Source organism: Streptomyces sp. NPDC001599 (assembly GCF_042893535.1).
Classification (GTDB): domain Bacteria; phylum Actinomycetota; class Actinomycetes; order Streptomycetales; family Streptomycetaceae; genus Streptomyces.
This window is the reverse complement of sequence record NZ_JBIAVA010000001.1, coordinates 568,453-591,017: the sequence shown is the minus strand read 5'-3', so window position 1 is coordinate 591,017 and position 22,565 is coordinate 568,453. Positions and strand designations below refer to the sequence as shown.

The following is a 22,565-nucleotide window of genomic DNA, read 5'->3' as shown; positions in this document are numbered from 1 at the left end:
CGTCAGACCTGCGCCGGCTCCGGCTCGTCCGACGCCGCCGGCTGCGGCGGCACGTCGCCGCCGCCCTTCTTCGCGGCCCGCTTCTTCGCGCGGCGCTCCTTGCGGAGCTCCAGCATCGCGTAGAGGGTCGGGACCAGGAGGAGGGTCAGCAGGGTCGACGTGATCAGGCCGCCGATCACCACCACCGCGAGCGGCTGGGCGATGAAGCCGCCCTCGCCGGTGACGCCCAGCGCCATCGGGAGGAGGGCGAAGATCGTCGCCAGGGCCGTCATGAGGATCGGGCGGAGACGGTGGCGGCCGCCCTCGACGACGGCCTCGACCACGCCGTAGCCCTGCTTGCGGTACTGGTTGATCAGGTCGATCAGCACGATCGCGTTGGTGACCACGATGCCGATCAGCATCAGCATGCCGATCATCGCCGGGACGCCCATCGGGGTGCCCGTGGCGATCAGCAGGCCGATCGCTCCGGTCGCCGCGAACGGGATGGACACCAGCAGGATCAGCGGCTGGGCCAGCGACCGGAAGGTGCCCACCAGCAGCATGAACACGATGGCGATCGCCGCGAGCATGGCCAGGCCCAGGTTGACGAAGGCCTCGTCCTGGTCCGCGGTGACGCCGCCGATCTCGGCGGTGGCGCCGGCCGGCAGGTCCAGGCCGTCGATCTTCGACTGGAGGTCCGCGCCGACCGCGCCGGTGTTGTCGCCGGTCGGCTTGGCGGTGATGGTCGCCGCGCGCTGCCCGTCGATGCGGGTCATCGAGACCGGACCGTCCACGAGCTGCACGGTGGCGATGTCGCCGAGCCTGGCCGCGCCCAGGTTCAGCGCCTTCAGCTCGGCCATCGTCCGGGCGGGCTGCGCCGACTTGATGACGACGTCGCGCTCGGTGTCGTCCAGGGTCGCCTTGGCCGCCGGGGTGCCGCGCACCGCCTGGGCCACGACCGCGCCGAGCGTCTGGTCGGTGAACCCGGCGTCGGCGGCCTTCGCGTTGGCCTTGACCGAGATGCGCGGGACGCTCTGCGCCAGGTCGCTGGTGACGTCGGTGACGTCGTCGAGGCCGGCGACCGTCTTGCGGACCTGCTCGGCGGCCTCGCGGAGCACCTTCCCGTCGGCCGCCTTGACGACGACGCTCAGGTCCTGGCTGCCGAAGCCGTCACCGGCGGCGATCGTGGTGGTGCCGATGCCGTCGCCGAGCTTGGCCAGCCCGTCCTCGATGTGGTCCTGGACGTCCTCGGCGTTCGCCGAGTCCTCCAGCATCAGCTGGTACGAGGCCTGGTTGGTGTCCGTGCCGCCGCCGAAGGCGGCCATGAAGCCGGATGAACCGATGGTGACCTGGTAGTCCTTGACGCCCTCGGTGTCGCCGAGGAGCTTCTCGACCTTCTTGGCCTGCTCGTCGGTCGCACCGAGGCTGGTGCCGGGCTTCAGCTCCTGCTTGACGCTGAGGACCTTCTGCTCGCCCTGGTCGAAGAAGTTGGTCTTCAGCAGCGGCGCCATGCCGAAGGTGCCGACCAGGACGACGATCGCGATGGCCACGCTGGTCAGCCGGCGGCGGGTGGCGAAGCGCAGCACGGGGACGTAGAAGCGCTGGAGGCGGCTCTTGGCCTCCTTCTCCTCGGCCAGCCTGCGGGCCTCGGCCGCGTCCTCGGGGGTGCCCTTCGGAGGCCGCAGGAACCAGTACGACAGCACCGGGACGACCGTCAGCGACACCAGCAGGGACGCGAGCAGCGCCGCGGTGACGGTAAGGCTGAACGAGCCGAACAACTCACCGACCATGCCGCCGACCAGACCGATCGGCAGGAACACGGCGACCGTGGTGAGCGTGGACGAGGTGACCGCCCCGGCGACCTCGCGGACGGCGTTCAGGATGGCGTCCTTGCGCTCCTCGCCGTAGCCGAGGTGCCGCTTGATGTTCTCCAGCACCACGATCGAGTCGTCGACGACGCGGCCGATGGCGATGGTCAGCGCGCCCAGCGTCAGCATGTTGAGCGACAGGTCGCGCGTCCACAGGACGATCAGCGCCAGCACCACCGACAGCGGGATGGAGACCGCGGTGACCAGGGTGGAGCGGATCGACGCCAGGAAGACCAGGATGACCAGGACGGCGAAGAGCAGACCGAGCCCGCCCTCCGTGGTCAGGCCCGAGATGGCCTTGGAAACCGCCGGTCCCTGGTCGCTGACCACGGTGAGGGTCGCGCCGGAACCGAGCTGCTCGCGCAGGTCGGGAAGCTTGTCCTCGACGGCGTTCGAGATGGAGACCGCGCTGCCGTCGTGGTCCATCGTCACGGCGACCGCGAGGGACGGCTTGCCGTTGGTGCGGGTCAGGGAGTCGGCCTTGGCCTCCTCCTCCTTGACGGTGGCGACGTCGCCGAGGCGGACCGGCTCGTCGACGCCCTCACCGGTGACCATGAGGTCCTGGATCTGCTGGACCGAGGTGAAGCCGCCGCCGACCTGGACGGTGCGGTTGGCGCCCGCCTCGTCGAAGGAACCGGCCGGCACGGTCGCGCCGCCCGCCTGGAGGGACTGGGCGAGCACCTGCGGGCTCACCTTGGCCGCGGCCAGCTTCGCCGGGTCCGGCGTGACGGTGACCTGGACGTCGCGGACGCCGTCGACCACGACCTGGGCGACGCCGTCGATGTCCTTCAGCTCGGAGACGACCGTCTTGTCGAGCTGGTCGGCCAGCGCCTGCTGGTCCTTGTCCGAGGTCACGGCGAGGACGACGGTCGGGATGTCGTCCGTCGAGCCGGAGATGACCTGCGGGTCCACGTCGTCCGGGAGCTGGGCGCGGGCCCGGTTCACGGCCTGCTGGACGTCGGCGACGAGCTGCTGGTTGTCCGGGCCGTAGTCGAAGGACGCCATGATGACGGCGTTGCCCTCACTGGCCGTGGAGGTGACGCCCGAGATCCCGTCGACCGCTTCGAGGCTGTCCTCGATCGGCTCGACGACCTGCTTCTCGACCACGTCCGGCGAGGCGCCCTGGTACGGAGCCAGCACGGACACCATGGGCAGTTCGATGGTGGGCAGCAGCTGCTGCTTGAGCTGGGGGATGGCGATCGCGCCGAAGACGAGCGCGACGATCGACATCAGGCCTATCAGGGCCCGTTGCGCGAGGCTGAATCTCGACAGCCAGGACATGGGTGAGGGTCTCTCTTCTGTGGCCGAGCGGGGGACGGGGCACATGGCAGCGCCGGTCGCGGGCACACAGGTGAGCGCCCACCCCAACACCCTGGGCCATGCGTGGCCCTGTATCCCTAGGCCCCAGGTCCATTTCCTTATCCCGCGCCTACTCCCTCCGCAGTACACGCGGGTAGAGGTCACTCCACCCTTGGACGGACCAGCCCGGATTCGTACGCGATGACGACCAGCTGGGCGCGGTCGCGGGCGCCCAGCTTGGCCATGGCCCGGTTGACGTGGGTCTTCACGGTGAGCGGACTGACCTCCAGCCGCTCGGCGATCTCGTCGTTGGAGTGCCCGCCGGCGACCTGGACCAGTACCTCGCGCTCCCGCACGGTCAGCGACTCCAGCCGTTCGGCGCGGGCCGGGTCGCGCTCCTCGTCGGACGTGTCGTGCTGGGCGAGGAAGCGGGCGATCAGCCCCTTGGTGGCGGTCGGCGACAGCAACGCCTCGCCCCCGGCCGCGACCCGGATCGCGCTGAGCAGTTCCTCGGGCTCCGAGCCCTTGCCGAGGAAGCCGGAGGCGCCGGCCCGCAGCGACTGCACCACGTAGTCGTCGACCTCGAAGGTGGTCAGTATGACCACGCGGACGTGGGCGAGGGACGGGTCGGCGCTGATCATGCGGGTGGCGGCGAGACCGTCCGTGCCGGGCATCCGGATGTCCATCAGCACCACGTCGGCCCGCTGCTCGGCGGCCAGCCGGGCCGCCTCCGCGCCGTCGGACGCCTCCCCCACCACCTCCATGTCGGGCTCGGAGTCGACCAGCACCCGGAAGGCGCTGCGCAGCAGCGCCTGGTCGTCGGCGAGCAGGACACGGATCGTCATACGGGGTCCTTGGTGGCGTCGGTGCGGTTCTTGACCGGAAGGATCGCATGCACGCGGAAACCGCCTCCGTAGCGGGGACCGGTGGTGAGGGTGCCGCGCACGGCGGTGACGCGCTCGCGCATGCCGAGCAGCCCGTGTCCGCCGCCCTCGGCGGTGCCGTCCGGGGCCTCGCCCTCGGCGGTGCCGTCGTCGAGGACGGTCACCTCGATGTCCGGCCCGACCCGTACGACGCTGACCTCGGCCTTCGCCTGCCGTCCCGCGTGCTTCTGCACATTGGTCAGCGCCTCCTGGATGATGCGGTAGGCGGCCAGGTCGACGGCGGCGGGCAGCTCAATGCCCTGGTCGGTGCGGGCCACCTCGACCCGCAGTCCGGCGTGGTGGAAGGTGCCGACGAGTTCGTCGAGGCGGGCGAGGCCCGGGGCGGGCTCGGTCGGTGCCTCGGGGTCGCCGGACTGGCGGAGCAGGCCGACGGTGGCCCGCAGCTCGTCCAGCGCGGAGCGGCTGGCCTCCCGTACGTGGGCGAGCGCCTCCTTGGCCTGGTCCGGCCGCTTGTCCATGACGTGCGAGGCGACCCCGGCCTGCACGTTGACCAGGGCGATGTGGTGGGCGACCACGTCGTGCAGGTCGCGGGCGATGCGCAGCCGTTCCTCGGCCACGCGGCGGCGCGCCTCCTCCTCCCGGGTGCGCTCGGCCTTCTCCGCCCGGTCCCGGATGGCCTGTACGAAGGCGCGGCGGCTGCGGACGGCGTCCCCGGCGGTGGCGCCGATGCCGGTCCAGGCGAAGACGGCGAGGTTCTCCTGCGCGTACCAGGGCAGAGGGCCGGCCAGCATGGCGGCGCCGGTGAGCACGGTCATGGTGAGCAGGCCGACCCGCCAGGTGGTGTGCCGGTCGGTGGAGGCGGCGACGGTGTAGAGGGCGATGACGGCCGACATGACCACCGGGGCCCGCGGGTCGCCGGTGACGCTCTCGACGACGGAGACGCAGCCCGTGACGACGAGGACCGCCATCGGCTGGCGGCGCCGGAAGGCGAGCGCGGCGGCGCCGGCGGTCATGAGGGCGAGGCTGAGCGCGTCGGGGGTGCGCAGCCCCCAGCTGACGCCCTCCGGTCCGTGCGGGTCCACGAAGGAGCCGGCGACCATGCAGACCAGGACGACCACCGCGAGGGCGGTGTCCATGGTGGAGGGGTGGGCGCCGAAGACGCAGCGGGCTCTCGCGAGGGTGCTCACGGCTTTTCACGGTAACTGGAGTCGGGGTGTCTTATGAGTGGGCCCGCGTGCAGTGGGCGTTGACTGGGGGGCTGCGCCCTCCAGACCCCCTGCTTCGGCCTGGACGGCCTCGTCCTCGAACGCCGGACGGGCTGTGCTTGCCGACCTGCGTCACCAGGCGACGAACGAGCCACCCGTGTCCCTCACGCACCGCCCGGAATGAGGCCGTCGTCGCTCAGCAGCTCCTGGACCTCCTCCAGGGTGGCGTCCGGGGACGGGAGGATGAGGTCGGACGGCTCCAGGGTGTCGTCCGGGAGGGGCTCGCCCAGTTCGCGGACCTTGGCCAGGAGGGCCTGGAGGGTCGCGCGGAAGCCGGGGCCGTCGCCGTTCTCCATCTCGGCCAGGAGTTCGTCGTCCAGCTTGTTCAGCTCACCGAGCCGGCCGTCGGCCAGCGTCAGCTGTCCCTCCCCCATGATCCGTACGATCATGTCGGCCCTCCTAGCCGTGGGCTACTGCTTGTCGAAGCGCGGGGTGTCCTGCGGCTGCTGCTGGGGCTGCGACGAGGTCTGGCCCTCTCCCTGGCCGCCCTCGATGGCCTGGCGGTCGGAGGTGGAGCCCCCGGCCAGCTCGGCCTTCATCCGCTGCAGTTCCAGCTCTACATCCGTACCACCGGAGAGCCGGTCCAGCTCGGCCTGGATGTCGTCCTTGTGCATGCCGGACTGGTCGTCGAGGGCGCCGGAGGCGAGCAGCTCGTCGATGGCACCGGCCCGGGCCTGGAGCTGGGCGGTCTTGTCCTCGGCCCGCTGGATGGCCAGGCCGACGTCGCCCATCTCCTCGGAGATGCCGGAGAACGCCTCGCCGATGCGGGTCTGCGCCTGGGCCGCCGTGTAGGTGGCCTTGATGGTCTCCTTCTTCGTGCGGAAGGCGTCCACCTTGGCCTGGAGGCGCTGGGCCGCAAGGGTGAGCTTCTCCTCCTCGCCCTGGAGGGTGGCGTGCTGCGTCTCCAGATCGGTGACCTGCTGCTGGAGCGCGGCGCGCCGGGAGAGCGCCTCGCGGGCCAGGTCCTCGCGGCCCAGCGCCAGCGCCTTGCGGCCCTGGTCCTCCAGCTTGCCCGACTGGGACTGGAGCTGGTTGAGCTGCAGCTCCAGCCGCTTGCGGCTGGTCGCCACGTCGGCGACGCCGCGGCGCACCTTCTGCAGCAGCTCCAGCTGTTTCTGGTACGAGTAATCGAGGGTTTCGCGCGGGTCCTCGGCCCGGTCAAGGGCCTTGTTGGCCTTCGCGCGGAAGATCATCCCCATACGCTTCATGACACCGCTCATGGGCTTCGCGCGCCCCCTTCTGACCGACTCCAGCTCCAGCGACTGCAACAGAACCCACAGTACGGGCCCTGCATCCATTACCGCACTGTTCGGGGACGGATGCGCTCATCCCCAAGGACGACTGCGTACGTTCCCCGTCCGGCGCAGGGAGTAGGTGCTCCCCGGGTTGTCCGGAAAATCCCGGTGTCCGGGGCTGTACACGGCATCCGCTCCGTACATCCGCTCTGTCCCCATACAGACGACCGGCGTTGCCGGATCGTTCCCCACCGGACTGGGGCCCACACCCCCGCACCCCGTACCCTTGGGTTTTGTGTTCCGTAGCCGTGCCAAGGATGAGAAGGCCCAGAGCGCCGTCAGTGCGCAGGTGACCGACTCCAATCAGCCCCGTGACCCGCAGGCCCCGAAGGGCAGGCCCACGCCCAAGCGCAGCGTGGCCCAGTCCCAGCGCCGCAGCGTCGCCAATACGCCGATGACCCGCAAGGACGCCGCCAAGCGGCAGCGCGAGGAGCGGCGGACCGCGATGGCCCGGCAGCGCGAGGCGCTGGCCAAGGGCGACGAGCGGTACCTGCCGGCCCGCGACAAGGGCCCGGTCCGCAGGTTCGCGCGCGACTTCGTCGACTCGCGGTTCAACATCGCGGAGTACTTCCTGCCGATGGCCGTGATCATCCTCGTGCTGAGCATGATCCGGGTGGCCTCCCTGCAGAACGTCGCGCTGCTGCTGTGGCTGGTCGTGATCGTGCTGATCGTGCTGGACTCGATCGTCACCGGCTTCCGGCTGAAGAAGCGGCTCGCGGAGCGCTTCCCGGACGAGCGCCGCCGCGGCGCGGTCGCGTACGCGCTGATGCGCTCGCTTCAGATGCGCCGGCTGCGGCTGCCCAAGCCCCAGGTCAAGCGTGGGGAGCGGCCCTGAGCACGACGCCGTTCACCGAGGGCGCGGCCGAGGCCTGGACAGCGGGGCTGTCCGGGCTTCGGGGCGTCGTACGGCAGGAGCTGGTGGCCCGGCAGCTGGACGAGCAGATAGCCGGGCGTTTCGCCGTGGGCCGGCGGCTGCGCGTGCTCGACGTCGGAATGGGCCGGGGCACCCAGGCGCTGCGGCTGGCACGGGCCGGGCACCAGGTGACCGGCGTGGAGCGGGACGCGACGATGATCGCCGCCGCGCGTGACGCCCTGGCCGGCCAGCCCGAGGGCATCCGGGAGCGGATGCGGATCGTCGAGGGCGACGGCCGGGACACCGGCGTGCACTTCCTGCCGGGCAGCTTCGACGTGGTGCTGTGCCACGGCGTGCTCATGTACGTCGAGGAGCCCGACCCGCTGCTGGCGGGGCTGGCCCGGATGCTCGCACCCGGCGGCCTGCTGTCGCTCGTGGTGCGCAACGGCGACGCGCTCGCGCTGCGCCCCGGCCTGCACGGCGACTGGGCGGGCGCGCTGGCCGCCTTCGACACCACGAACTACCGCAACCGCCTGGGCCTCGACGTCCGCGCGGACCGGCTGGCGACGCTGACGGCGAAGCTCGCGGGCATCGGCGCACCGCTGCACACCTGGTACGGCGTACGGGTCTTCACGGACACGGCGCCCGACGGGGCCGCGCCCCCCGCCGACCTCGAGGCCCTGCTGGCCGCCGAGGAGCGGGCCGGCCGGACGGACCCGTACCGCTCGGTCGCGGCGCTGCTGCACCTGTGCGGGGTGCGCGGCTAGCCGTCCCCCACCCGCCGGGTACCACCACCCGCCCGGCCGCGGCGCCCGTTCGGGTGTGCACCGGGAGCCGGGCGCCGGGGGCGCGGTGAGACTCGGGCCATGGACACTCCCCGCACCCGTCTGCGCCGTCTGCTCGCTCCGGTGGCCGTACCGGCCTGCGCCCTGCTGCTCGCGACCGGCTGTTCCGACGCCGGTCCGGGGGCGGACCGGGGTTCGGGGAGCGCACGGGAGGGCGACACGGCGCAGGCCGCGGCACCGCGCGCGGCCAGTGAGCTGGAGGCCGACTACGAGCGGGTGATCAAGGACGTACTGCCGTCGGTCGTACAGATCCAGGCGGGCGACTCCCTGGGGTCGGGGGTCGTGTACGACGACAAGGGGCACGTCGTCACCAACGCGCACGTCGTCGGGGACGGCAAGTCCTTCCGGGTGACGACGGCCCGCGCCGAGGGCGCCCTGACCGCGAAGCTGGTCTCCTCCTACCCGGAGCAGGACTTGGCGGTCATCAAGCTCGACAAGGTGCCCGAGGGCGTGAAGGCGGCCCGCTTCGCGGACTCCGCGAAGGTCGAGGTGGGGCAGATCGTGCTGGCGATGGGCTCGCCGCTCGGCCTGTCCTCCAGCGTGACGCAGGGCATCGTGTCGGGGACCGGGCGGACCGTGACGGAGGGCAGCAGCGGGGGCGGCACGGGCGCGACCATCGCCAACATGGTGCAGACGTCGGCGGCCATCAACCCGGGCAACAGCGGGGGCGCCCTGGTGAACCTGGACGGGCGGGTGATCGGCATCCCGACGCTGGCGGCGACCGACCCGGGCCTCGGCGACAGCGCGGCGCCCGGCATCGGGTTCGCGATCCCGGCGTCGATGGTGTCGACGGTGGCCGGGCAGATCATCAAGGACGGCAAGGTCACCGACTCGGGCCGGGCCGCGCTGGGCATCACCGCCCGTACGGTCGTCGACGACAGCTACCGCCCGGCCGGGGTGGCCGTCGTCGAGGTGAGCGACGGCGGGGCCGCCGACGACGCCGGCCTGCGCCCCGGGGACGTCGTCGTCAAGCTCGGGGACACGGACATCACCACCATCACCTCGCTGTCCGAGGCGCTGGCGTCGATGCGGCCGGGCGACCGGACGAAGGTGACGTACACCCGGGACGGCAAGGAGCACACCGCCGAGGTGACGCTCGGCGAGCAGTGACGGGGGCGGAGCCGCCCCCGCCCCCGGGCCTCAGGCCTCGGTCCCCGCCTCGGCCTCGGCATCGGCCTCCGCCTCCTCGGCGTGCAGGCTCATCGGGCCGTAGATCTCGGTGGAGTCCTCGAAGAGCCGCACCTGGTCGGTGCCGCCCGCCCGGAGGTCCTTCCACTGCTCCCCGATCCAGGACTCGGCGTCCCCTTGCGTGGTGAACTCCTCGGGCTGCACCGCGGGCTGGACCTCCGTCCCGTCGGCCGCCTCGAACCGCCACGTCCATGCCGCCATGTACGCCTCCAAGATGTGAGCACATGCAGAGCGGAAGCCGGATCTTGATCCGTCCTCCGCCCGCAGCCTATGCGCTGAACCGGGCACACCGTAGAAGGCCCGGGGAGAAGGCCCCGTAGGGGGACCCCGGCGGCGAGAACGGCCGCGGCACCCGCCCCTCGGGGGACTCGGGCGCGCATGTCACCGGGCGACCGGCGAAAATCGGTGCGTGGACGTGACTCTGCTCGGCACCGGTGCCCCCGCGGGACTCCCCCGCCCCGACTGTCCCTGCGCGGCCTGTGCCGCGGCGCAGGGCGAGGACGCGCGTGCGGCGACCGCGCTGCTGGTGGACGGGGCGCTGCTGCTCGACCTGACGCCCGGCGCCGCGTTCGCCGCCGCGAGGGCCGGGCACTCCCTGGCCGGCGTACGGCAGGTGCTGCTCTCCCACCCGCACGACGGCCCCGCCGTGGAGGTGCCGGCCGGGCTGCCGCAGCCGGGCCGGGTGCCGGACGGGCGGGAACTGGCGCTGCTGACCGGTCACCGGGTGCGGGCGGTGGCGCTGGACGCGCCGGGCACGGGTTACGCCGTGACGGGACCCGACGGCCGACGGCTCCTCTACGTGCCGCCGGGCGGCGCCCCGGCGGGCCTGGAGGAGCCCGCGGAGCCGTACGACCTGGTCCTCGCGGACGTCGTGGGGCGGCCGGACGCGCTGGCGCGGCTGCGGGCGGTGGGAGCGGCGGGCCCGACGACGGACGTCGTCGCCGTCCACCTGGACCACGACGTGCCGCCGGGCCGGGAGCTGGCGCGGCGGCTCGCGGCGGCGGGCGCACGGGCGGTGCCGGACGGCACGACGCTGGCGGTGGGTTCGTACGAGGACGTGCCCGACGTCCCGCGGCGCACGCTCGTCCTGGGCGGTGCCCGGTCGGGCAAGTCGGTGGAGGCGGAACGCCGGCTGGAGTCCTTCCCCGACGTCCTCTACGTGGCCACCGGCGGCTCCCGGGCCGGCGACACCGAATGGGCGGCCCGGGTCGGCGCGCACCGGGAACGCCGCCCCGGTTCATGGCGCACCGCCGAGACCTGCGACCTGGTCCCCCTCCTGAAGGACGAGGGCCCGCCCCTCCTCGTCGACTGCCTGTCCCTGTGGCTGACGGACGCGATGGACGCGGTCGGCGCGTGGGACGACGAGGAGTGGGCCGACGGCGGCGAACGGGCGCTGAGGGACCGGGTGCGGGAGCTGGCGGAGGCGGTCCGCACCACCCGCCGCACGCTGGTGGCGGTGTCGAACGAGGTCGGTTCGGGCATCGTCCCGGCCACGGCGTCCGGCCGCCGCTACCGCGACGAACTCGGCCGCCTGAACGCGGCGTTCGCGGCCGAGTGCGAGCAGGTGCTGCTGGTGGTGGCGGGCCAGGCGCTGGTGCTACGGGGCTGAGCCGTCCTTGCGCGCGACGACGCGGTGCCCCCGGGCGCCCGTGAGGACCGTGCAGCCCTGGGCCACGAGTTCGGCGCCCAGCCCGACGGGGTGGACGCGCAGCAGCCGACGCGGGTCGGCCACGTCGACGAGCAGATGCCCGCCGGGCCGCAGCATCCGCAGCGCGGCCCGCAACTCCGCCCGGGGGTCCGCAACACGCTCCAGATACTGGAAGAGGCTCACGACGTCGTAGCGTCCCCGCAGCCGGGCCGCGATGTGCGGATCCGTCGGCCGCCCGACGAACGCCTCCTCCAGCCGCTCCACGGCGCGGGCCCGCAGCACCCGGTGGGTGACGTCCAGGCCGTCGAACGCGGTGTACGGGAAGTACGTACGGGCGGTCCGGGGGAAGTCGGCGTCCCCGGTGCCGATGTCCAGCCAGCTCTCGGGCTCGGGACAGTGGCGGAACAGCGCACGGGCGGCCAGCCGGTGTCCGAGCCGGACACCGGCCCGGACCAGGGGGTGCTCGGGGCCGGGGGTGAGCGGCGGATTCCGGAAGACGTGCCGGCAGTCCGCACACCGCTCGACCGGAGACCGGTGGGGTGCCCCCTGCCGCGGCCCGTCACCGCGCAGCCGGGCCCGCAGTCGCCGCGAGCCGCACCAGGGGCAGTCCTCGCGGTACGGCCCGTACGGGGGGACGGGAGGCACCGAGGGGGCGGAGGTTGCGGACACGAGCGGCTCCCGACACGAGACGTACACGGGCACGTTGGACATTCCAGGCGAAACGTTACGTAGGTGAGCGCGATCCGGGGCGCAACGACGCCGCCCGGACCTGCCGTCCACGGGCCCTCCTTCGTGTTCGACCGGGGCCGGTACTGTTCGGCGAATGAGCTCGCTGAATCTCGACGACTTCACCGACCTGATCGAGCGCCCCGACGGCGGGGTACGTCGCGACGCGGAGGCGCGCCGGGAGCGTCAGGCCGTCCCGCCCGGATCGCTGGGCCGCCTCGACGACCTGGGCGAGTGGCTGTCGGCGGCCCAGTCCGCCGTACCGGTACGGCCCGTCGTACGTCCCCGGGTGGTGCTCTTCGCCGGCGACCACAAGGTCGCCGAGCTGGGCGTGTCGGCGCGGCCCGCCGGCGGTGCCGGTGACCTGGTGCGCGAGGTGCTGGAGGGCGGCCGGCCGGTGTCGGTGCTCGCCAGGCGCCTGGACGTACCCGTGCGCGTCGTCGACATGGCCCTGGACTGCGACCCGGAGAAGCTGCCGGCCGAGGTCGCCGGGCACCGGGTGCGGCGGGCCGGGGGACGTATCGACATCGAGGACGCGCTGACCCTCGAGGAGGCGGAGGCCGCCTTCCGCGCCGGGATGGCGGTGGCCGACGAGGAGGCGGACTCGGGCACCGACCTGGTGGTGCTGGGCGACGTGAGCGTGGGCGGTACGACGGCGGCGGGGACGCTGGTGGCCGCGCTGTGCGGGACGGACGCGTCGGTCGTCACCGGCCGGGGCGGGCTGCCGATCGACGACCTGGCCTGGATGCGCAAGTGCGCGGCGATCCGCGACGCGCTGCGCCGTGCGCGTCCGGTCCTCGGCGACCAGCTGCAACTCCTCGCCACGGTGGGCGGCGCTGACCTCACCGCCATGACGGGCTTCCTGCTGCAGAGCGCGGTGCGGAAGGTGCCGGTGGTCCTGGACGGTGTCGTGACGGCCGCGTGCGCGCTGGTCGGGCAGCGGGTCGCCTTCCGGGCGCCGGACTGGTGGCTGGCGGCGCACGACAGCGGGGAGCCGGGCCAGGCCAAGGCGCTGGACCGGATGGCGATGGAGCCGCTGCTGTCCCAGGGCGTGAAGGTGGGCGAGGGCGCGGGTGGATTGCTGGCGCTGCCCCTGGTCCAGGCGGCGGCGTCCTTGGCAGCGGAGCTGCCGGAGATCTCCGACGGCGGGGCCGCGACCGGGGGCGAGTGAACGCGGTTCGGTGGACCGGGGTGGTCCTGTCCCCCGGGGTGGGTATCGGTCGCGCGCCCGGCGTCGCACCCGGTGCCCGGGGTGGGTGCGGGCGCGAGGGGGACGCGGCCCGGCGTAGCGGGGTGCCGCTGCGCCCACCCGTGCCGCCCCAGCGGCACGACTGCCCGCAGCGGCGGCGGGGGGCGGCGACTGTCCGCAGCTGCGGCGGCGGCGTGACAGGACGCGCGGCTGGGTCGGGGAAAGCCGCGTACGGCGACGAACGGGACGCGGAGCGTCGGCGGGGAAAGCCGCGTACGGCGACGAACGGGACGCGGAGCGTCGGCGGGGAAAGCCGCGTACGGCGAGGGGCGGGACGCGGAGCGTTGGCGGGGAAAGCCGCGTACGGCGAGAAGGGGGCGTGTCGGGGGGTGTCCGCCCGCAGCGGTTGGCGCGTCCGCGCCCCGAGCCTCTGTAAGTGACCGATTTCGCGCCGTTCCGAGGACGGACACCCCCCGGCGCGGCCCCGACCCACCCACCGGACGTAGCGCACCCGCGCAGGCCGCCGCAGGCACCCACCCCATCACCGTGGGTCCGGGCGGCCGCCGATCCAGTCCTGGACGACGCGGCGCGGCCCCGACCAGCGGCGGTCGTGGCGGTCGGCGCGCACCCGGGCCCGTGCGCGGGCCCGCGGCCGACGGGCGTAGAACCGGCGGGCCCAAGGAGAGCCGGGCCGGGCCAGACGAACCGCGCCGATCAGGGCGACCAACGGCACGATGACCCCGAAGATCGCCAGCCGCGCCTTGCCCTTGGCCAGGGCGAGGAGGGAGAACAGGAAGTTCCCCGCGACCGTCGCGATGACGTTCGTGCGGTCCTGCAACTCGTCCTGGGACATGCCGTCGACGCCGAAGGGCGTGAAGCCCGCGAGGACCAGCCCGACCAGGGCCGCGGTGACCACCACGACCTCCACGCTCTTGCGCCCGGCCTCGCTCCAGTACACGTCGTCGAGGTGCAGGATCAGCGCGAACTCGTCCAGGACCAGCCCCGCCCCGATGCCGAAGACCACCGCCGCAAGAGCCGACCAGACCCCGTGCCGGCCCCCCGCGACCGCGCCGAAGCCGCCGACGACGGTGAGCGCGACCCCCGGAACGACGTGGTGGATGTGCACCCCGCCCGCCTTGACGTTCCCGAAGGGCCCCTTGCCCGCGCGGATCAGACGGGTGATGACCCGGGTGATCGCGAACGTCAGCACGAACGCCGCCAGCGCGAGGAGCAGCGGCAGCTTGCCCGGTTCCATGATGTTGCGCTGCCACCAATCTCCCATATGCGCACTTTATCCCCAGCGCCCGCCCACACCCCGCCGACCGCCGGGTAGTCTGCGCCGGTGCTCAGGACCCCCTCCCCCGACGGCCTCCGTTTCGCCTTCGGCACCCTCACCGTGCTCCCGGTCAAGGTGACCCGCTGGGACCGGGACGCCGCGCGCGGCGGCATGCTGTGCGCGCCGCTGGCCGGGCTGACCGTCGGCGTCGCCGCCGCGGGCGCCGGGCTCCTGCTGCTCGCCCTGGGCGCCGGGAGCCTGCTCGCCGCCGTCGCCACGGCCGCCGTCCCCGCCGTACTCACGCGTGGACTGCACCTGGACGGACTGGCCGACACCGCCGACGGACTGGGCAGCGGCAAGCCCGCCGAGGACGCCCTGCGGATCATGAAGCAGTCGGACATCGGACCGTTCGGCGTGCTCACCCTGCTGTTCACGCTCCTCGCCCAGGTGGCCGCCCTCGCGCAGGCCTACGACGGCTCGTGGGCGCGGGGCGCGCTCGCCGCCGTGGTGTCGGCGACCGTCGCCCGGCTGGCCCTCACGACGGCGGCCCGGACCGGAGTGCCCGCCGCCCGCCCGGAGGGCCTGGGCGCGGCGGTCGCCGGGGTGGTCCCGGCCGGCGGGGCGCTGGCCGCGACGGCGGTCGTCGCGCTGGCCGGCGCGGCGGCGGGCGCGTACCTGGGCCCGTACGACGCGCTGCGCACGGCGCTCGCCGTCGGGTGCGCGGTCGCCGCCGCCGAACTCCTGCTGCGCCACTGCGTCCGCCGCTTCGGCGGCGTCACGGGCGACGTCTTCGGCGGCGTCGCGGAGACGGCGGCCACCACCGCCCTCCTGGTCCTCGTCCTCGGTTGAGCCGCGGGCTCACGGGCTCAGCAGGCCTCCTGCCACGCATCCAGTGCGTACTTCTTCAGCATCGAACTGAGCCGCAGCTCGCGCGAGTCGGCGCAGAAGCGCTCGGTCGGCAGCTCGTACTCGACGTGGAAGACCGCCTTGTCCGCGTCGATGAACGGCTGGTTGTCGGCGCACTCGCCGTACTGGGCGCACTGTTCGTTGACGGCGAAGTCGAAGTCGTCGGCCAGGTCCGGGATCTGGTCCAGGTCGTTCTTCAGGCCGACGGCCATCCCGCGGTCGTGGGCGAGCTTCGCGATCAGCCGGTTGTAGCGGAGCTGGTCGTCGCCGGTGAGCGGGAAGCCGGTCTCGTTCTTGTAGCCGTCCATGTTGTCCGGCTCCACGGCGTCGAAGCCCTTGTCGCGGCACATGTCGAGACGCTCGGCCATCAGCGGCTCCAGGACGTCCGTCGCACGGATGTCCAGCCACCGCTCGCCCTCCCAGCCGTTGCCCTTGCCCAGCACCGCCGCCGGGAACTCGTCGGCGTCGGGCCGGAAGTCCTCCCAGGCGCCGGTGGAGACGTAGCAGATGACCTTGCGCCCGTCCTCGTGCAGGCCCGCGACCGTGGCCTTGCCGTGGTCGAAGCCGTCGATGTCGTAGACCGGTACGTCGACGGAGGTGTCGAGCCTGCCGCTGAGCTGCCACTGCCAGGCGGTGCCGGGCGTCGGCCGCCAGTGGCCGGCGGCCTCGCCGGCGCTGTCGCCGCCGCCGTCGCCGTCGTCACCGCCGCCAGGGGCCGACGTGCAGCCGGCAAGCAGCAGCAGGAGAAGGGCTGTCGGCAGGACCGGGCGTCTCACGGGAAGTGCTCCAGAGTGCGGAAGGCGGGTGGGCGGCATGCCCCCGGAATGATCTCCCACCCGCACGGCCGCGAGGAAACCACGGCCCCGCGGGAGGGAGCGCGGCCGGGCGCGAGCGTAGGCTCGTGCCGAGTGTTCGCCTGCCCAGGCGAGGACCGCATCGCAGGAGGGATCTAGGGTCGGATGTCGGGCCCGGTCGACCCACCCGCATTCGGCCACACCAGACTTCATACGGAAGCGAGATTTCACCACCGTGACTGCTCTCACTCTCTCCACCGCCGCGGCGCCCGGCCTCCGGGCCGACGCGATCGTGATCGGCGTCGCCAAGGGCGCAGGCGGCCCGTCCGTCGCCCCGGGCGCCGAGGCCGTGGACAAGGCGTACGACGGCCGGCTCGCCGGCGTCCTGGAGACCCTCGGCGCCTCCGGCGCCGAGGGCGAGGTGACGAAGCTGCCCGCTCCGTCCGGCTTCAAGGCGCCCGTCGTGGTGGCGGTGGGCCTCGGTGCCGAGCCCGAGAAGGACGCCGGTTTCGACCCCGAGGCGCTGCGCCGGGCCGCCGGCGCGGCCGCCCGCGCCCTGGCCGGCGCCAAGAAGGCCGCCTTCGCCCTGCCGCTCACCGAGGCCGCCGACGCCGGTGTCGTCGCCGAGGGCCTGCTGCTCGGCGCGTACTCCTTCGACGCGTACAAGGCGTCGGCCGAGGACGCCAAGGGTGCCAGGGCGAAGGCCAACGGCAACGGCAAGGCCCCGCTGGCGGAGGCCGCGCTGCTCGGCGGCAAGCCCCGCGACAAGGCGTACAAGGCGGCGATCGAGCGCGCCGCGGCCGTCGCCGAGGAGCTGAACCGCGCCCGCGACCTGGTCAACACCCCGCCGAACGACCTGAACCCGGAGGCGTTCGCCGCGGTGGCGCAGGCGGCCGCCAAGGAGCACGGCATCAAGGTGCAGGTGCTCGACGAGAAGGCGCTCACCAAGGGCGGCTACGGCGGCATCCTCGGCGTCGGCGCCGGTTCGGCGTCGGGTCCGCGGCTGGTGAAGCTGTCGTACACCTCGCCCAAGGCGACGAAGTCCCTCGCCTTCGTCGGCAAGGGCATCACGTACGACTCGGGCGGCATCTCGCTGAAGCCGGCCGGGCACAACGAGACGATGAAGTGCGACATGGCCGGTGCCGCCGCCGTGTTCGCCGCGGTGGTCGCCGCCGCGCGGCTCGGCCTCGAGGTCAACGTGACCGGCTGGCTGGCGCTGGCCGAGAACATGCCGTCGGGCTCCGCGACGCGCCCGGGCGACGTGCTGCGCATGTACAGCGGCAAGACGGTGGAGGTGCTCAACACCGACGCGGAGGGCCGGCTGGTGCTCGCCGACGCACTGTGGGCGGCCTCGCAGGACAAGCCGGACGCGATCATCGACGTGGCGACGCTGACGGGCGCGATGATGCTGGCGCTGGGCAGCCGTACGTACGGGATCATGGCGAACGACGACGCGTTCCGCTCCGCGGTGCACGAGGCGGCGGAGGAGTCCGGCGAGCCGGCGTGGCCGATGCCGCTGCCGGAGCACCTGCGCAAGGGCATGGACTCGCCGACCGCGGACATCGCGAACATGGGCGAGCGGATGGGCGGCGGTCTGGTGGCCGGTCTGTTCCTGCGGGAGTTCGTCGGCGAGGGCATCACCTGGGCGCACCTGGACATCGCGGGTCCGGCCTTCAACGAGGGCGGGCCGTTCGGGTACACGCCGAAGGGCGGCACGGGGACGGCGGTGCGGACGCTGGTGCGGGTTGCCGAGCTGGCGGCTGCGGGTGAGCTGGGCTAGCCGGGCCGGGGGCGCCTAAGAGGTTTGGGGCGCGGGTGATCGTGCGGCTGCGGGTCCGTCGTGGCTCGTCGCGCAGTTCCCCGCGCCCCTGGGTCGGCCGTCCCGGCGTCGGCCGACGAACCGCCGGGCGTCGCGCCCACGCGGCGCAGCCGCAGATCGACACAGGCCCGCGCCCCTTGGTCGGCGGTCCTGGCGTCGGCCGAGAGAACCGCACGCCGGTGGGGCCACGGATCGGGAGACCGTCACAGTTCGGGCGGGGAGCCGGTCGTAGTGTGGGGGACGAGCGCGAACGTGGGGCGTCTCACACCCCGGCCCCACGTCTCGTTCGCCTCTCACAAGTGCGAAGATGGAGCCCGGCAGGACAGGGCCCACCCAAGGGCCGAGAACAATGAGCGGCCGGACACCAGCCGCCGACCGGTCACTGGAGACCGGCGTGGCGCACATGCATGGAGGACGTGACGTGGCGAACGACGCCAGCACCGTTTTCGACCTAGTGATCCTCGGCGGTGGTAGCGGTGGTTATGCCGCGGCCCTGCGCGGGGCGCAGCTGGGCCTGGACGTCGCCCTGATCGAGAAGAACAAGCTCGGCGGCACCTGCCTGCACAACGGTTGCATTCCCACCAAGGCCCTGCTCCACGCGGGCGAGGTCGCCGACCAGTCCCGCGAGAGCGAGCAGTTCGGCGTCAAGACGTCCTTCGAGGGCGTCGACATGGCCGGCGTGCACAAGTACAAGGACGAGGTGATCGCCGGCCTGTACAAGGGGCTGCAGGGTCTGGTCGCCTCCCGCAAGATCACCTACATCGAGGGTGAGGGCCGGCTCTCCTCCCCCACCTCCGTCGATGTGAACGGTCAGCGCGTCGAGGGCCGCCACGTCCTGCTGGCGACCGGCTCCGTGCCGAAGACCCTGCCGGGCCTGGAGATCGACGGCAACCGGATCATCTCCTCGGACCACGCCCTCACGCTGGACCGCGTACCGAAGTCCGCGATCGTGCTGGGCGGCGGCGTCATCGGCGTCGAGTTCGCCTCCGCGTGGAAGTCCTTCGGTTCCGAGGTCACGGTCATCGAGGGCCTCAAGCACCTCGTCCCGGTCGAGGACGAGAACAGCTCCAAGCTCCTGGAGCGCGCCTTCCGCAAGCGGGGCATCAAGTTCAACCTGGGCACCTTCTTCCAGAAGGCCGAGCACACCCAGGACGGCGTCAAGGTCACCCTCGCCGACGGCAAGGAGTTCGAGGCCGAGGTCCTGCTCGTCGCCATCGGCCGCGGCCCCGTCTCGCAGGGCCTGGGCTACGAGGAGAACGGCGTCGCGACGGACCGCGGCTTCGTCCTCGTCGACGAGTACATGCGGACCAACGTCCCGACCATCTCCGCCGTCGGTGACCTCGTCCCCACCCTCCAGCTCGCGCACGTCGGCTTCGCCGAGGGCATCCTGGTGGCGGAGCGGCTCGCCGGCCTGAAGACCGTGCCGGTCGACTACGACGGCGTGCCGCGGGTGACGTACTGCCACCCGGAGGTCGCCTCCGTCGGTCTCACCGAGGCCAAGGCGAAGGAGGTCTACGGCGCGGACAAGGTCGTCTCGATCAAGTTCCCGCTGGGCGGCAACGGCAAGAGCCGCATCCTGAAGACCGCGGGCGAGATCAAGCTGGTCCAGGTCAAGGACGGTGCCGTGGTCGGCGTCCACATGGTCGGCGACCGTATGGGCGAGCAGGTCGGCGAGGCGCAGCTGATCTACAACTGGGAGGCGCTGCCGGCCGAGGTGGCCCAGCTCATCCACGCCCACCCGACGCAGAACGAGGCGCTCGGCGAGGCCCACCTGGCGCTGGCCGGCAAGCCGCTCCACATGCACGACTGACCGCTTCGGTCTTCGGGCGCGACGACACAGACTTCCGCACTTTCGTAAGGAGCAACCGAAACCATGGCGGTTTCCGTAACCCTTCCGGCGCTCGGCGAGAGCGTCACCGAGGGCACCGTCACCCGCTGGCTGAAGGCCGAGGGTGAGCGCGTCGAGGCCGACGAGCCGTTGCTCGAGGTCTCGACCGACAAGGTCGACACCGAGATCCCGGCCCCCGCTTCCGGCGTGCTGTCCTCCATCAAGGTCGCCGAGGACGAGACCGTCGAGGTCGGCGCCGAGCTGGCGCTGATCGACGACGGCAGCGGCGCCCCGGCCGCCGAGCAGGCCCCGCAGGCCCCGCAGGCCGAGCAGGCCGCCGAGCCCGCTCCCGAGCCCGCCGCTGCCGCGCCCTCCACCGAGCAGGCCGCCCCGGCGCCCGCTCCCACCGCCGACGCCGCTGCCGGCGGCTCCGCGGAGGGCACGGACGTGGTCCTGCCCGCGCTCGGCGAATCCGTCACCGAGGGCACCGTCACCCGCTGGCTGAAGTCGGTCGGTGACAGCGTCGAGGAGGACGAGCCGCTGCTCGAGGTCTCGACCGACAAGGTCGACACCGAGATCCCGGCGCCCGCCTCCGGCACGCTGCTGGAGATCGTGGTCGGCGAGGACGAGACGGCCGAGGTCGGCGCCAAGCTCGCCGTCATCGGTGCGGCGGGTGCCGCTCCGGCGGCTGCCCCGGCAGCCCCCGCCGCCCCGGCCCAGCCCGAGCCCACCCCGGCTCCGGCTCCGGCGGCTCCGGCCCCGGCTCCCACGCAGGCCGCTCCGGCCCCGGCCGCTCCTGCCCCGCAGGCGCCGCCGGCCCCGGCTCCGCAGCCCGCCGCCCCGGCGCCCGCGCCGGCCCCGGCCGCCGCTCCGGCCGCCGCCCAGCCGGTGGACGACGGCGCCTACGTCACCCCGCTGGTGCGCAAGCTCGCCGCCGAGAACGGCGTCGACCTGTCCACCGTCAAGGGCACCGGCGTCGGTGGCCGTATCCGCAAGCAGGACGTCGTCGCCGCCGCCGAGGCCGCGAAGGCCGCCGCTCCGGCTCCGGCCGCCGCGCCCGCCGCGCCCGCCGCGAAGAAGGCCCCCGTTCTGGAGGCCTCCCCGCTGCGTGGCCAGACCGTCAAGATGCCGCGCATCCGCAAGGTCATCGGCGACAACATGGTCAAGGCGCTGCACGAGCAGGCCCAGCTGTCGTCGGTCGTCGAGGTCGACGTCACGCGTCTGATGAAGCTGCGCGCCCGTGCCAAGGACGCGTTCGCGGCGCGCGAGGGCGTCAAGCTCTCGCCGATGCCGTTCTTCGTCAAGGCGGCGGCGCAGGCCCTCAAGGCCCACGCCCCGGTCAACGCCAAGATCAACGAGGCCGAGGGGACCATCACCTACTTCGACACCGAGAACATCGGTATCGCGGTGGACTCCGAGAAGGGCCTGATGACCCCGGTCATCAAGAACGCCGGTGACCTGAACCTGGCCGGCATCGCCAAGGCGACCGCCGACCTGGCGGGCAAGGTGCGGGCCAGCAAGATCAGCCCGGACGAGCTGGCCGGTGCGACCTTCACCATCAGCAACACCGGTTCGCGCGGCGCGCTGTTCGACACGATCATCGTGCCGCCGGGCCAGGTCGCCATCCTCGGCATCGGTGCCACGGTCAAGCGTCCGGCCGTCATCGAGACGGAGGACGGCCCGGTCATCGGCGTCCGCGACATGACGTACCTGACCCTGTCCTACGACCACCGTCTGGTGGACGGCGCCGACGCCGCCCGCTACCTGACGGCGGTCAAGGCGATCCTGGAGGCGGGCGAGTTCGAGGTCGAGCTCGGCCTGTAATTCCCCCCGCCAGTGGGCCCCTGCGATGCCCCCGCCCGGAACTTCCCGGGTGGGGGCATCGCCGTGTTCCGGCCGGGGCACGCTGTGTAAGTCTCGTCTCACCTGCGTAAAAGCGCCCCCATGCGCCCTTCCCGCCCGCCGTGACGGCCGTATTGTCTAAGCGTCAGCCGCCCCAGGGGTCCGAAAGGCGACCCTCCCGAAGGAGCTCCCATGACCGCGCCCGTCGTCCACTCGCTGCGCGAACAGATCCGCGAGCACATCCTGGAAGGGATCATCAGCGGGCGCTGGCAGCCGGGCGAGCGGATCGTGGAGCGCCGGATCGCGACCGAGCTGGAGGTCAGCCAGACGCCGGTGCGGGAGGCGCTGCGGGAGCTGGAGTCGCTGCGGCTGATCGAGTCGGCGCCGAACAAGGGCGTGCGGGTGCGGAACCTGACCGCCGCCGACCTGGAGGAGAGCTACCCCGTCCGGGCCGGTCTGGAGGCCATCGCGGCCGAGCTGGCGGCGGACCGGCTCGCCCTGGACTGCTCGGCCCTGGAGCCGCACGTCGCCGCGCTGTACGAGGCCGACCGGGTCTCCGACGGCACCGGTCAGGTGCGGCACACGGTGGGTTTCCACCGGGAGCTGGTGCGGGCGGCGGGCAACTCGGTGCTGCTGCACACGTGGGAGGGCCTCGGCATCGAGGTGTTCACGGCACTGTCGATACGGTGGCTGGGCACGGTGCAGCAGTCCTACGCGGAGGAGCACGAGGAGCTGGTCGCGGCCTTCCGCCGCCGGGACCCCCGCATCCCGGAGATCGTCAAGTCCCACGTCCTCGGCTGCGCCCCCCGCCCCTAGTCTTCTTCGCCCCCGCCGCCCCTTCCCGTCCCGACCCTGGGGGCTCCGCCCCCAGACCCCGGTTTGCGCAGTTCCCCGCGCCCCTGGAGAGCGGCGCAGCCGTTCCCAGGGGTGCGGGGAACTGCGCGAGAAACCACGACGGGCCCGCACCCGCGACACAGCCGAACCACCCGAGCCGCACCGCGCTCACCTGCACAAACCTCCCACCTCAAGGTCACTCCGTGCCATCGCCGAAGGCACCCCGT

19 protein-coding genes are annotated in these 22,565 nt (G+C 73.0%); 10 read left to right on the top strand and 9 right to left on the bottom strand.

Going from position 1 to position 22,565, the window contains the following annotated elements:
* Nucleotides 1-2: 2 nt before the first annotated feature.
* The 5 genes from ACFYZ3_RS02670 to ACFYZ3_RS02650 all read right to left on the bottom strand — a co-directional run bounded on the left by ACFYZ3_RS02670 (nt 3) and on the right by ACFYZ3_RS02650 (nt 6,503).
* Nucleotides 3-3,128 (bottom strand): efflux RND transporter permease subunit, encoded by a 3,126-nt coding sequence (locus ACFYZ3_RS02670; RefSeq protein ID WP_388513535.1) that lies wholly within the window; start codon nt 3,126-3,128, stop codon nt 3-5.
* 179 nt (nt 3,129-3,307) lie between these two features.
* The gene (locus ACFYZ3_RS02665) at nt 3,308-3,991 is read right to left on the bottom strand and encodes a response regulator (protein ID WP_388513534.1); all 684 of its coding nucleotides are present in this window, start codon (nt 3,989-3,991) and stop codon (nt 3,308-3,310) included.
* Nucleotides 3,988-5,217, bottom strand: a complete 1,230-nt coding sequence (locus tag ACFYZ3_RS02660; RefSeq protein ID WP_388513533.1) for a sensor histidine kinase — start codon at nt 5,215-5,217, stop codon at nt 3,988-3,990. The genes ACFYZ3_RS02665 and ACFYZ3_RS02660 overlap by 4 nt, the downstream gene beginning before the upstream one ends.
* A gap of 182 nt (nt 5,218-5,399) precedes the next feature.
* Nucleotides 5,400-5,684 carry a hypothetical protein gene (locus tag ACFYZ3_RS02655; RefSeq protein WP_003976649.1) on the bottom strand — a complete coding sequence of 95 codons (285 nt, stop codon included), beginning with the start codon at nt 5,682-5,684 and terminating at the stop codon, nt 5,400-5,402.
* 21 nt (nt 5,685-5,705) lie between these two features.
* Nucleotides 5,706-6,503, bottom strand: a complete 798-nt coding sequence (locus ACFYZ3_RS02650) for a PspA/IM30 family protein (RefSeq protein WP_388513532.1) — start codon at nt 6,501-6,503, stop codon at nt 5,706-5,708.
* Nucleotides 6,504-6,786: 283 nt separating this feature from the next.
* On the opposite strand from ACFYZ3_RS02650, the gene ACFYZ3_RS02645 reads away from it, so the two are divergent.
* The 3 genes from ACFYZ3_RS02645 to ACFYZ3_RS02635 all read left to right on the top strand — a co-directional run bounded on the left by ACFYZ3_RS02645 (nt 6,787) and on the right by ACFYZ3_RS02635 (nt 9,398).
* Nucleotides 6,787-7,425 (top strand): DUF3043 domain-containing protein, encoded by a 639-nt coding sequence (locus ACFYZ3_RS02645; RefSeq protein ID WP_388513976.1) that lies wholly within the window; start codon nt 6,787-6,789, stop codon nt 7,423-7,425.
* An 83-nt stretch (nt 7,426-7,508) separates the two neighbouring features.
* On the top strand, nt 7,509-8,210 hold the full coding sequence (locus ACFYZ3_RS02640) for a class I SAM-dependent methyltransferase (protein WP_388513531.1): 702 nt from the start codon (nt 7,509-7,511) through the stop codon (nt 8,208-8,210).
* Nucleotides 8,211-8,309: 99 nt separating this feature from the next.
* Nucleotides 8,310-9,398 carry a S1C family serine protease gene (locus tag ACFYZ3_RS02635; RefSeq protein WP_388513530.1) on the top strand — a complete coding sequence of 363 codons (1,089 nt, stop codon included), beginning with the start codon at nt 8,310-8,312 and terminating at the stop codon, nt 9,396-9,398.
* Between the two features lie 30 nt (nt 9,399-9,428).
* On the opposite strand, the gene ACFYZ3_RS02630 is transcribed toward ACFYZ3_RS02635, so the two are convergent.
* Complete coding sequence (locus tag ACFYZ3_RS02630; protein WP_115746341.1) at nt 9,429-9,677, bottom strand: hypothetical protein; 249 nt, start codon at nt 9,675-9,677, stop codon at nt 9,429-9,431.
* 208 nt (nt 9,678-9,885) lie between these two features.
* On the opposite strand from ACFYZ3_RS02630, the gene ACFYZ3_RS02625 reads away from it, so the two are divergent.
* Complete coding sequence (locus tag ACFYZ3_RS02625; protein WP_388513529.1) at nt 9,886-11,085, top strand: bifunctional adenosylcobinamide kinase/adenosylcobinamide-phosphate guanylyltransferase; 1,200 nt, start codon at nt 9,886-9,888, stop codon at nt 11,083-11,085.
* Here the strand turns inward: ACFYZ3_RS02625 and ACFYZ3_RS02620 are convergent.
* Complete coding sequence (locus ACFYZ3_RS02620) at nt 11,074-11,835, bottom strand: class I SAM-dependent methyltransferase (protein WP_388513527.1); 762 nt, start codon at nt 11,833-11,835, stop codon at nt 11,074-11,076. The two genes, ACFYZ3_RS02625 and ACFYZ3_RS02620, sit on opposite strands and share 12 nt — an antisense overlap.
* A 112-nt stretch (nt 11,836-11,947) precedes the next feature.
* Between ACFYZ3_RS02620 and cobT the strand changes: the two genes are divergently transcribed.
* The gene (gene cobT, locus ACFYZ3_RS02615) at nt 11,948-13,021 is read left to right on the top strand and encodes a nicotinate-nucleotide--dimethylbenzimidazole phosphoribosyltransferase (RefSeq protein ID WP_388513526.1); all 1,074 of its coding nucleotides are present in this window, start codon (nt 11,948-11,950) and stop codon (nt 13,019-13,021) included.
* Nucleotides 13,022-13,580: 559 nt separating this feature from the next.
* Here cobT and ACFYZ3_RS02610 read toward each other — a convergent pair.
* Nucleotides 13,581-14,321 carry a hypothetical protein gene (locus tag ACFYZ3_RS02610; RefSeq protein ID WP_388513525.1) on the bottom strand — a complete coding sequence of 247 codons (741 nt, stop codon included), beginning with the start codon at nt 14,319-14,321 and terminating at the stop codon, nt 13,581-13,583.
* 60 nt (nt 14,322-14,381) lie between these two features.
* On the opposite strand from ACFYZ3_RS02610, the gene ACFYZ3_RS02605 reads away from it, so the two are divergent.
* Nucleotides 14,382-15,164, top strand: a complete 783-nt coding sequence (locus ACFYZ3_RS02605; RefSeq protein WP_388513523.1) for an adenosylcobinamide-GDP ribazoletransferase — start codon at nt 14,382-14,384, stop codon at nt 15,162-15,164.
* A 17-nt stretch (nt 15,165-15,181) separates the two neighbouring features.
* Here ACFYZ3_RS02605 and ACFYZ3_RS02600 read toward each other — a convergent pair whose 3' ends face one another.
* On the bottom strand, nt 15,182-15,997 hold the full coding sequence (locus tag ACFYZ3_RS02600) for an endo alpha-1,4 polygalactosaminidase (RefSeq protein ID WP_388513522.1): 816 nt from the start codon (nt 15,995-15,997) through the stop codon (nt 15,182-15,184).
* Between the two features lie 253 nt (nt 15,998-16,250).
* On the opposite strand from ACFYZ3_RS02600, the gene ACFYZ3_RS02595 reads away from it, so the two are divergent.
* The 4 genes from ACFYZ3_RS02595 (at nt 16,251) to ACFYZ3_RS02580 (ending at nt 22,320) form a co-directional block, all read left to right on the top strand.
* Nucleotides 16,251-17,795, top strand: coding sequence for a leucyl aminopeptidase (locus ACFYZ3_RS02595; protein WP_388513520.1), 1,545 nt, complete (start codon nt 16,251-16,253; stop codon nt 17,793-17,795).
* A 460-nt stretch (nt 17,796-18,255) separates the two neighbouring features.
* On the top strand, nt 18,256-19,644 hold the full coding sequence (lpdA, locus tag ACFYZ3_RS02590; protein WP_388513519.1) for a dihydrolipoyl dehydrogenase: 1,389 nt from the start codon (nt 18,256-18,258) through the stop codon (nt 19,642-19,644).
* Nucleotides 19,645-19,707: 63 nt separating this feature from the next.
* Complete coding sequence (gene sucB, locus ACFYZ3_RS02585) at nt 19,708-21,486, top strand: 2-oxoglutarate dehydrogenase, E2 component, dihydrolipoamide succinyltransferase (RefSeq protein ID WP_388513518.1); 1,779 nt, start codon at nt 19,708-19,710, stop codon at nt 21,484-21,486.
* A 210-nt stretch (nt 21,487-21,696) separates the two neighbouring features.
* Nucleotides 21,697-22,320, top strand: a complete 624-nt coding sequence (locus tag ACFYZ3_RS02580; RefSeq protein WP_003976633.1) for a GntR family transcriptional regulator — start codon at nt 21,697-21,699, stop codon at nt 22,318-22,320.
* Nucleotides 22,321-22,565 lie beyond the last annotated feature (245 nt).

Coding starts and splice junctions, on each gene's coding strand:
- ACFYZ3_RS02670 (WP_388513535.1), bottom strand. CDS start 3,128: ATGTCCTGGCTGTCGAGATTCAGCCTCGCGCAACGGGCCCTGATAGGC.
- ACFYZ3_RS02665 (WP_388513534.1), bottom strand. CDS start 3,991: ATGACGATCCGTGTCCTGCTCGCCGACGACCAGGCGCTGCTGCGCAGC.
- ACFYZ3_RS02655 (WP_003976649.1), bottom strand. CDS start 5,684: ATGATCGTACGGATCATGGGGGAGGGACAGCTGACGCTGGCCGACGGC.
- ACFYZ3_RS02650 (WP_388513532.1), bottom strand. CDS start 6,503: ATGAAGCGTATGGGGATGATCTTCCGCGCGAAGGCCAACAAGGCCCTT.
- ACFYZ3_RS02635 (WP_388513530.1), top strand. CDS start 8,310: ATGGACACTCCCCGCACCCGTCTGCGCCGTCTGCTCGCTCCGGTGGCC.
- ACFYZ3_RS02630 (WP_115746341.1), bottom strand. CDS start 9,677: ATGGCGGCATGGACGTGGCGGTTCGAGGCGGCCGACGGGACGGAGGTC.
- ACFYZ3_RS02620 (WP_388513527.1), bottom strand. CDS start 11,835: ATGTCCAACGTGCCCGTGTACGTCTCGTGTCGGGAGCCGCTCGTGTCC.
- cobT (WP_388513526.1), top strand. CDS start 11,948: ATGAGCTCGCTGAATCTCGACGACTTCACCGACCTGATCGAGCGCCCC.
- ACFYZ3_RS02610 (WP_388513525.1), bottom strand. CDS start 14,321: ATGGGAGATTGGTGGCAGCGCAACATCATGGAACCGGGCAAGCTGCCG.
- sucB (WP_388513518.1), top strand. CDS start 19,708: ATGGCGGTTTCCGTAACCCTTCCGGCGCTCGGCGAGAGCGTCACCGAG.
- ACFYZ3_RS02580 (WP_003976633.1), top strand. CDS start 21,697: ATGACCGCGCCCGTCGTCCACTCGCTGCGCGAACAGATCCGCGAGCAC.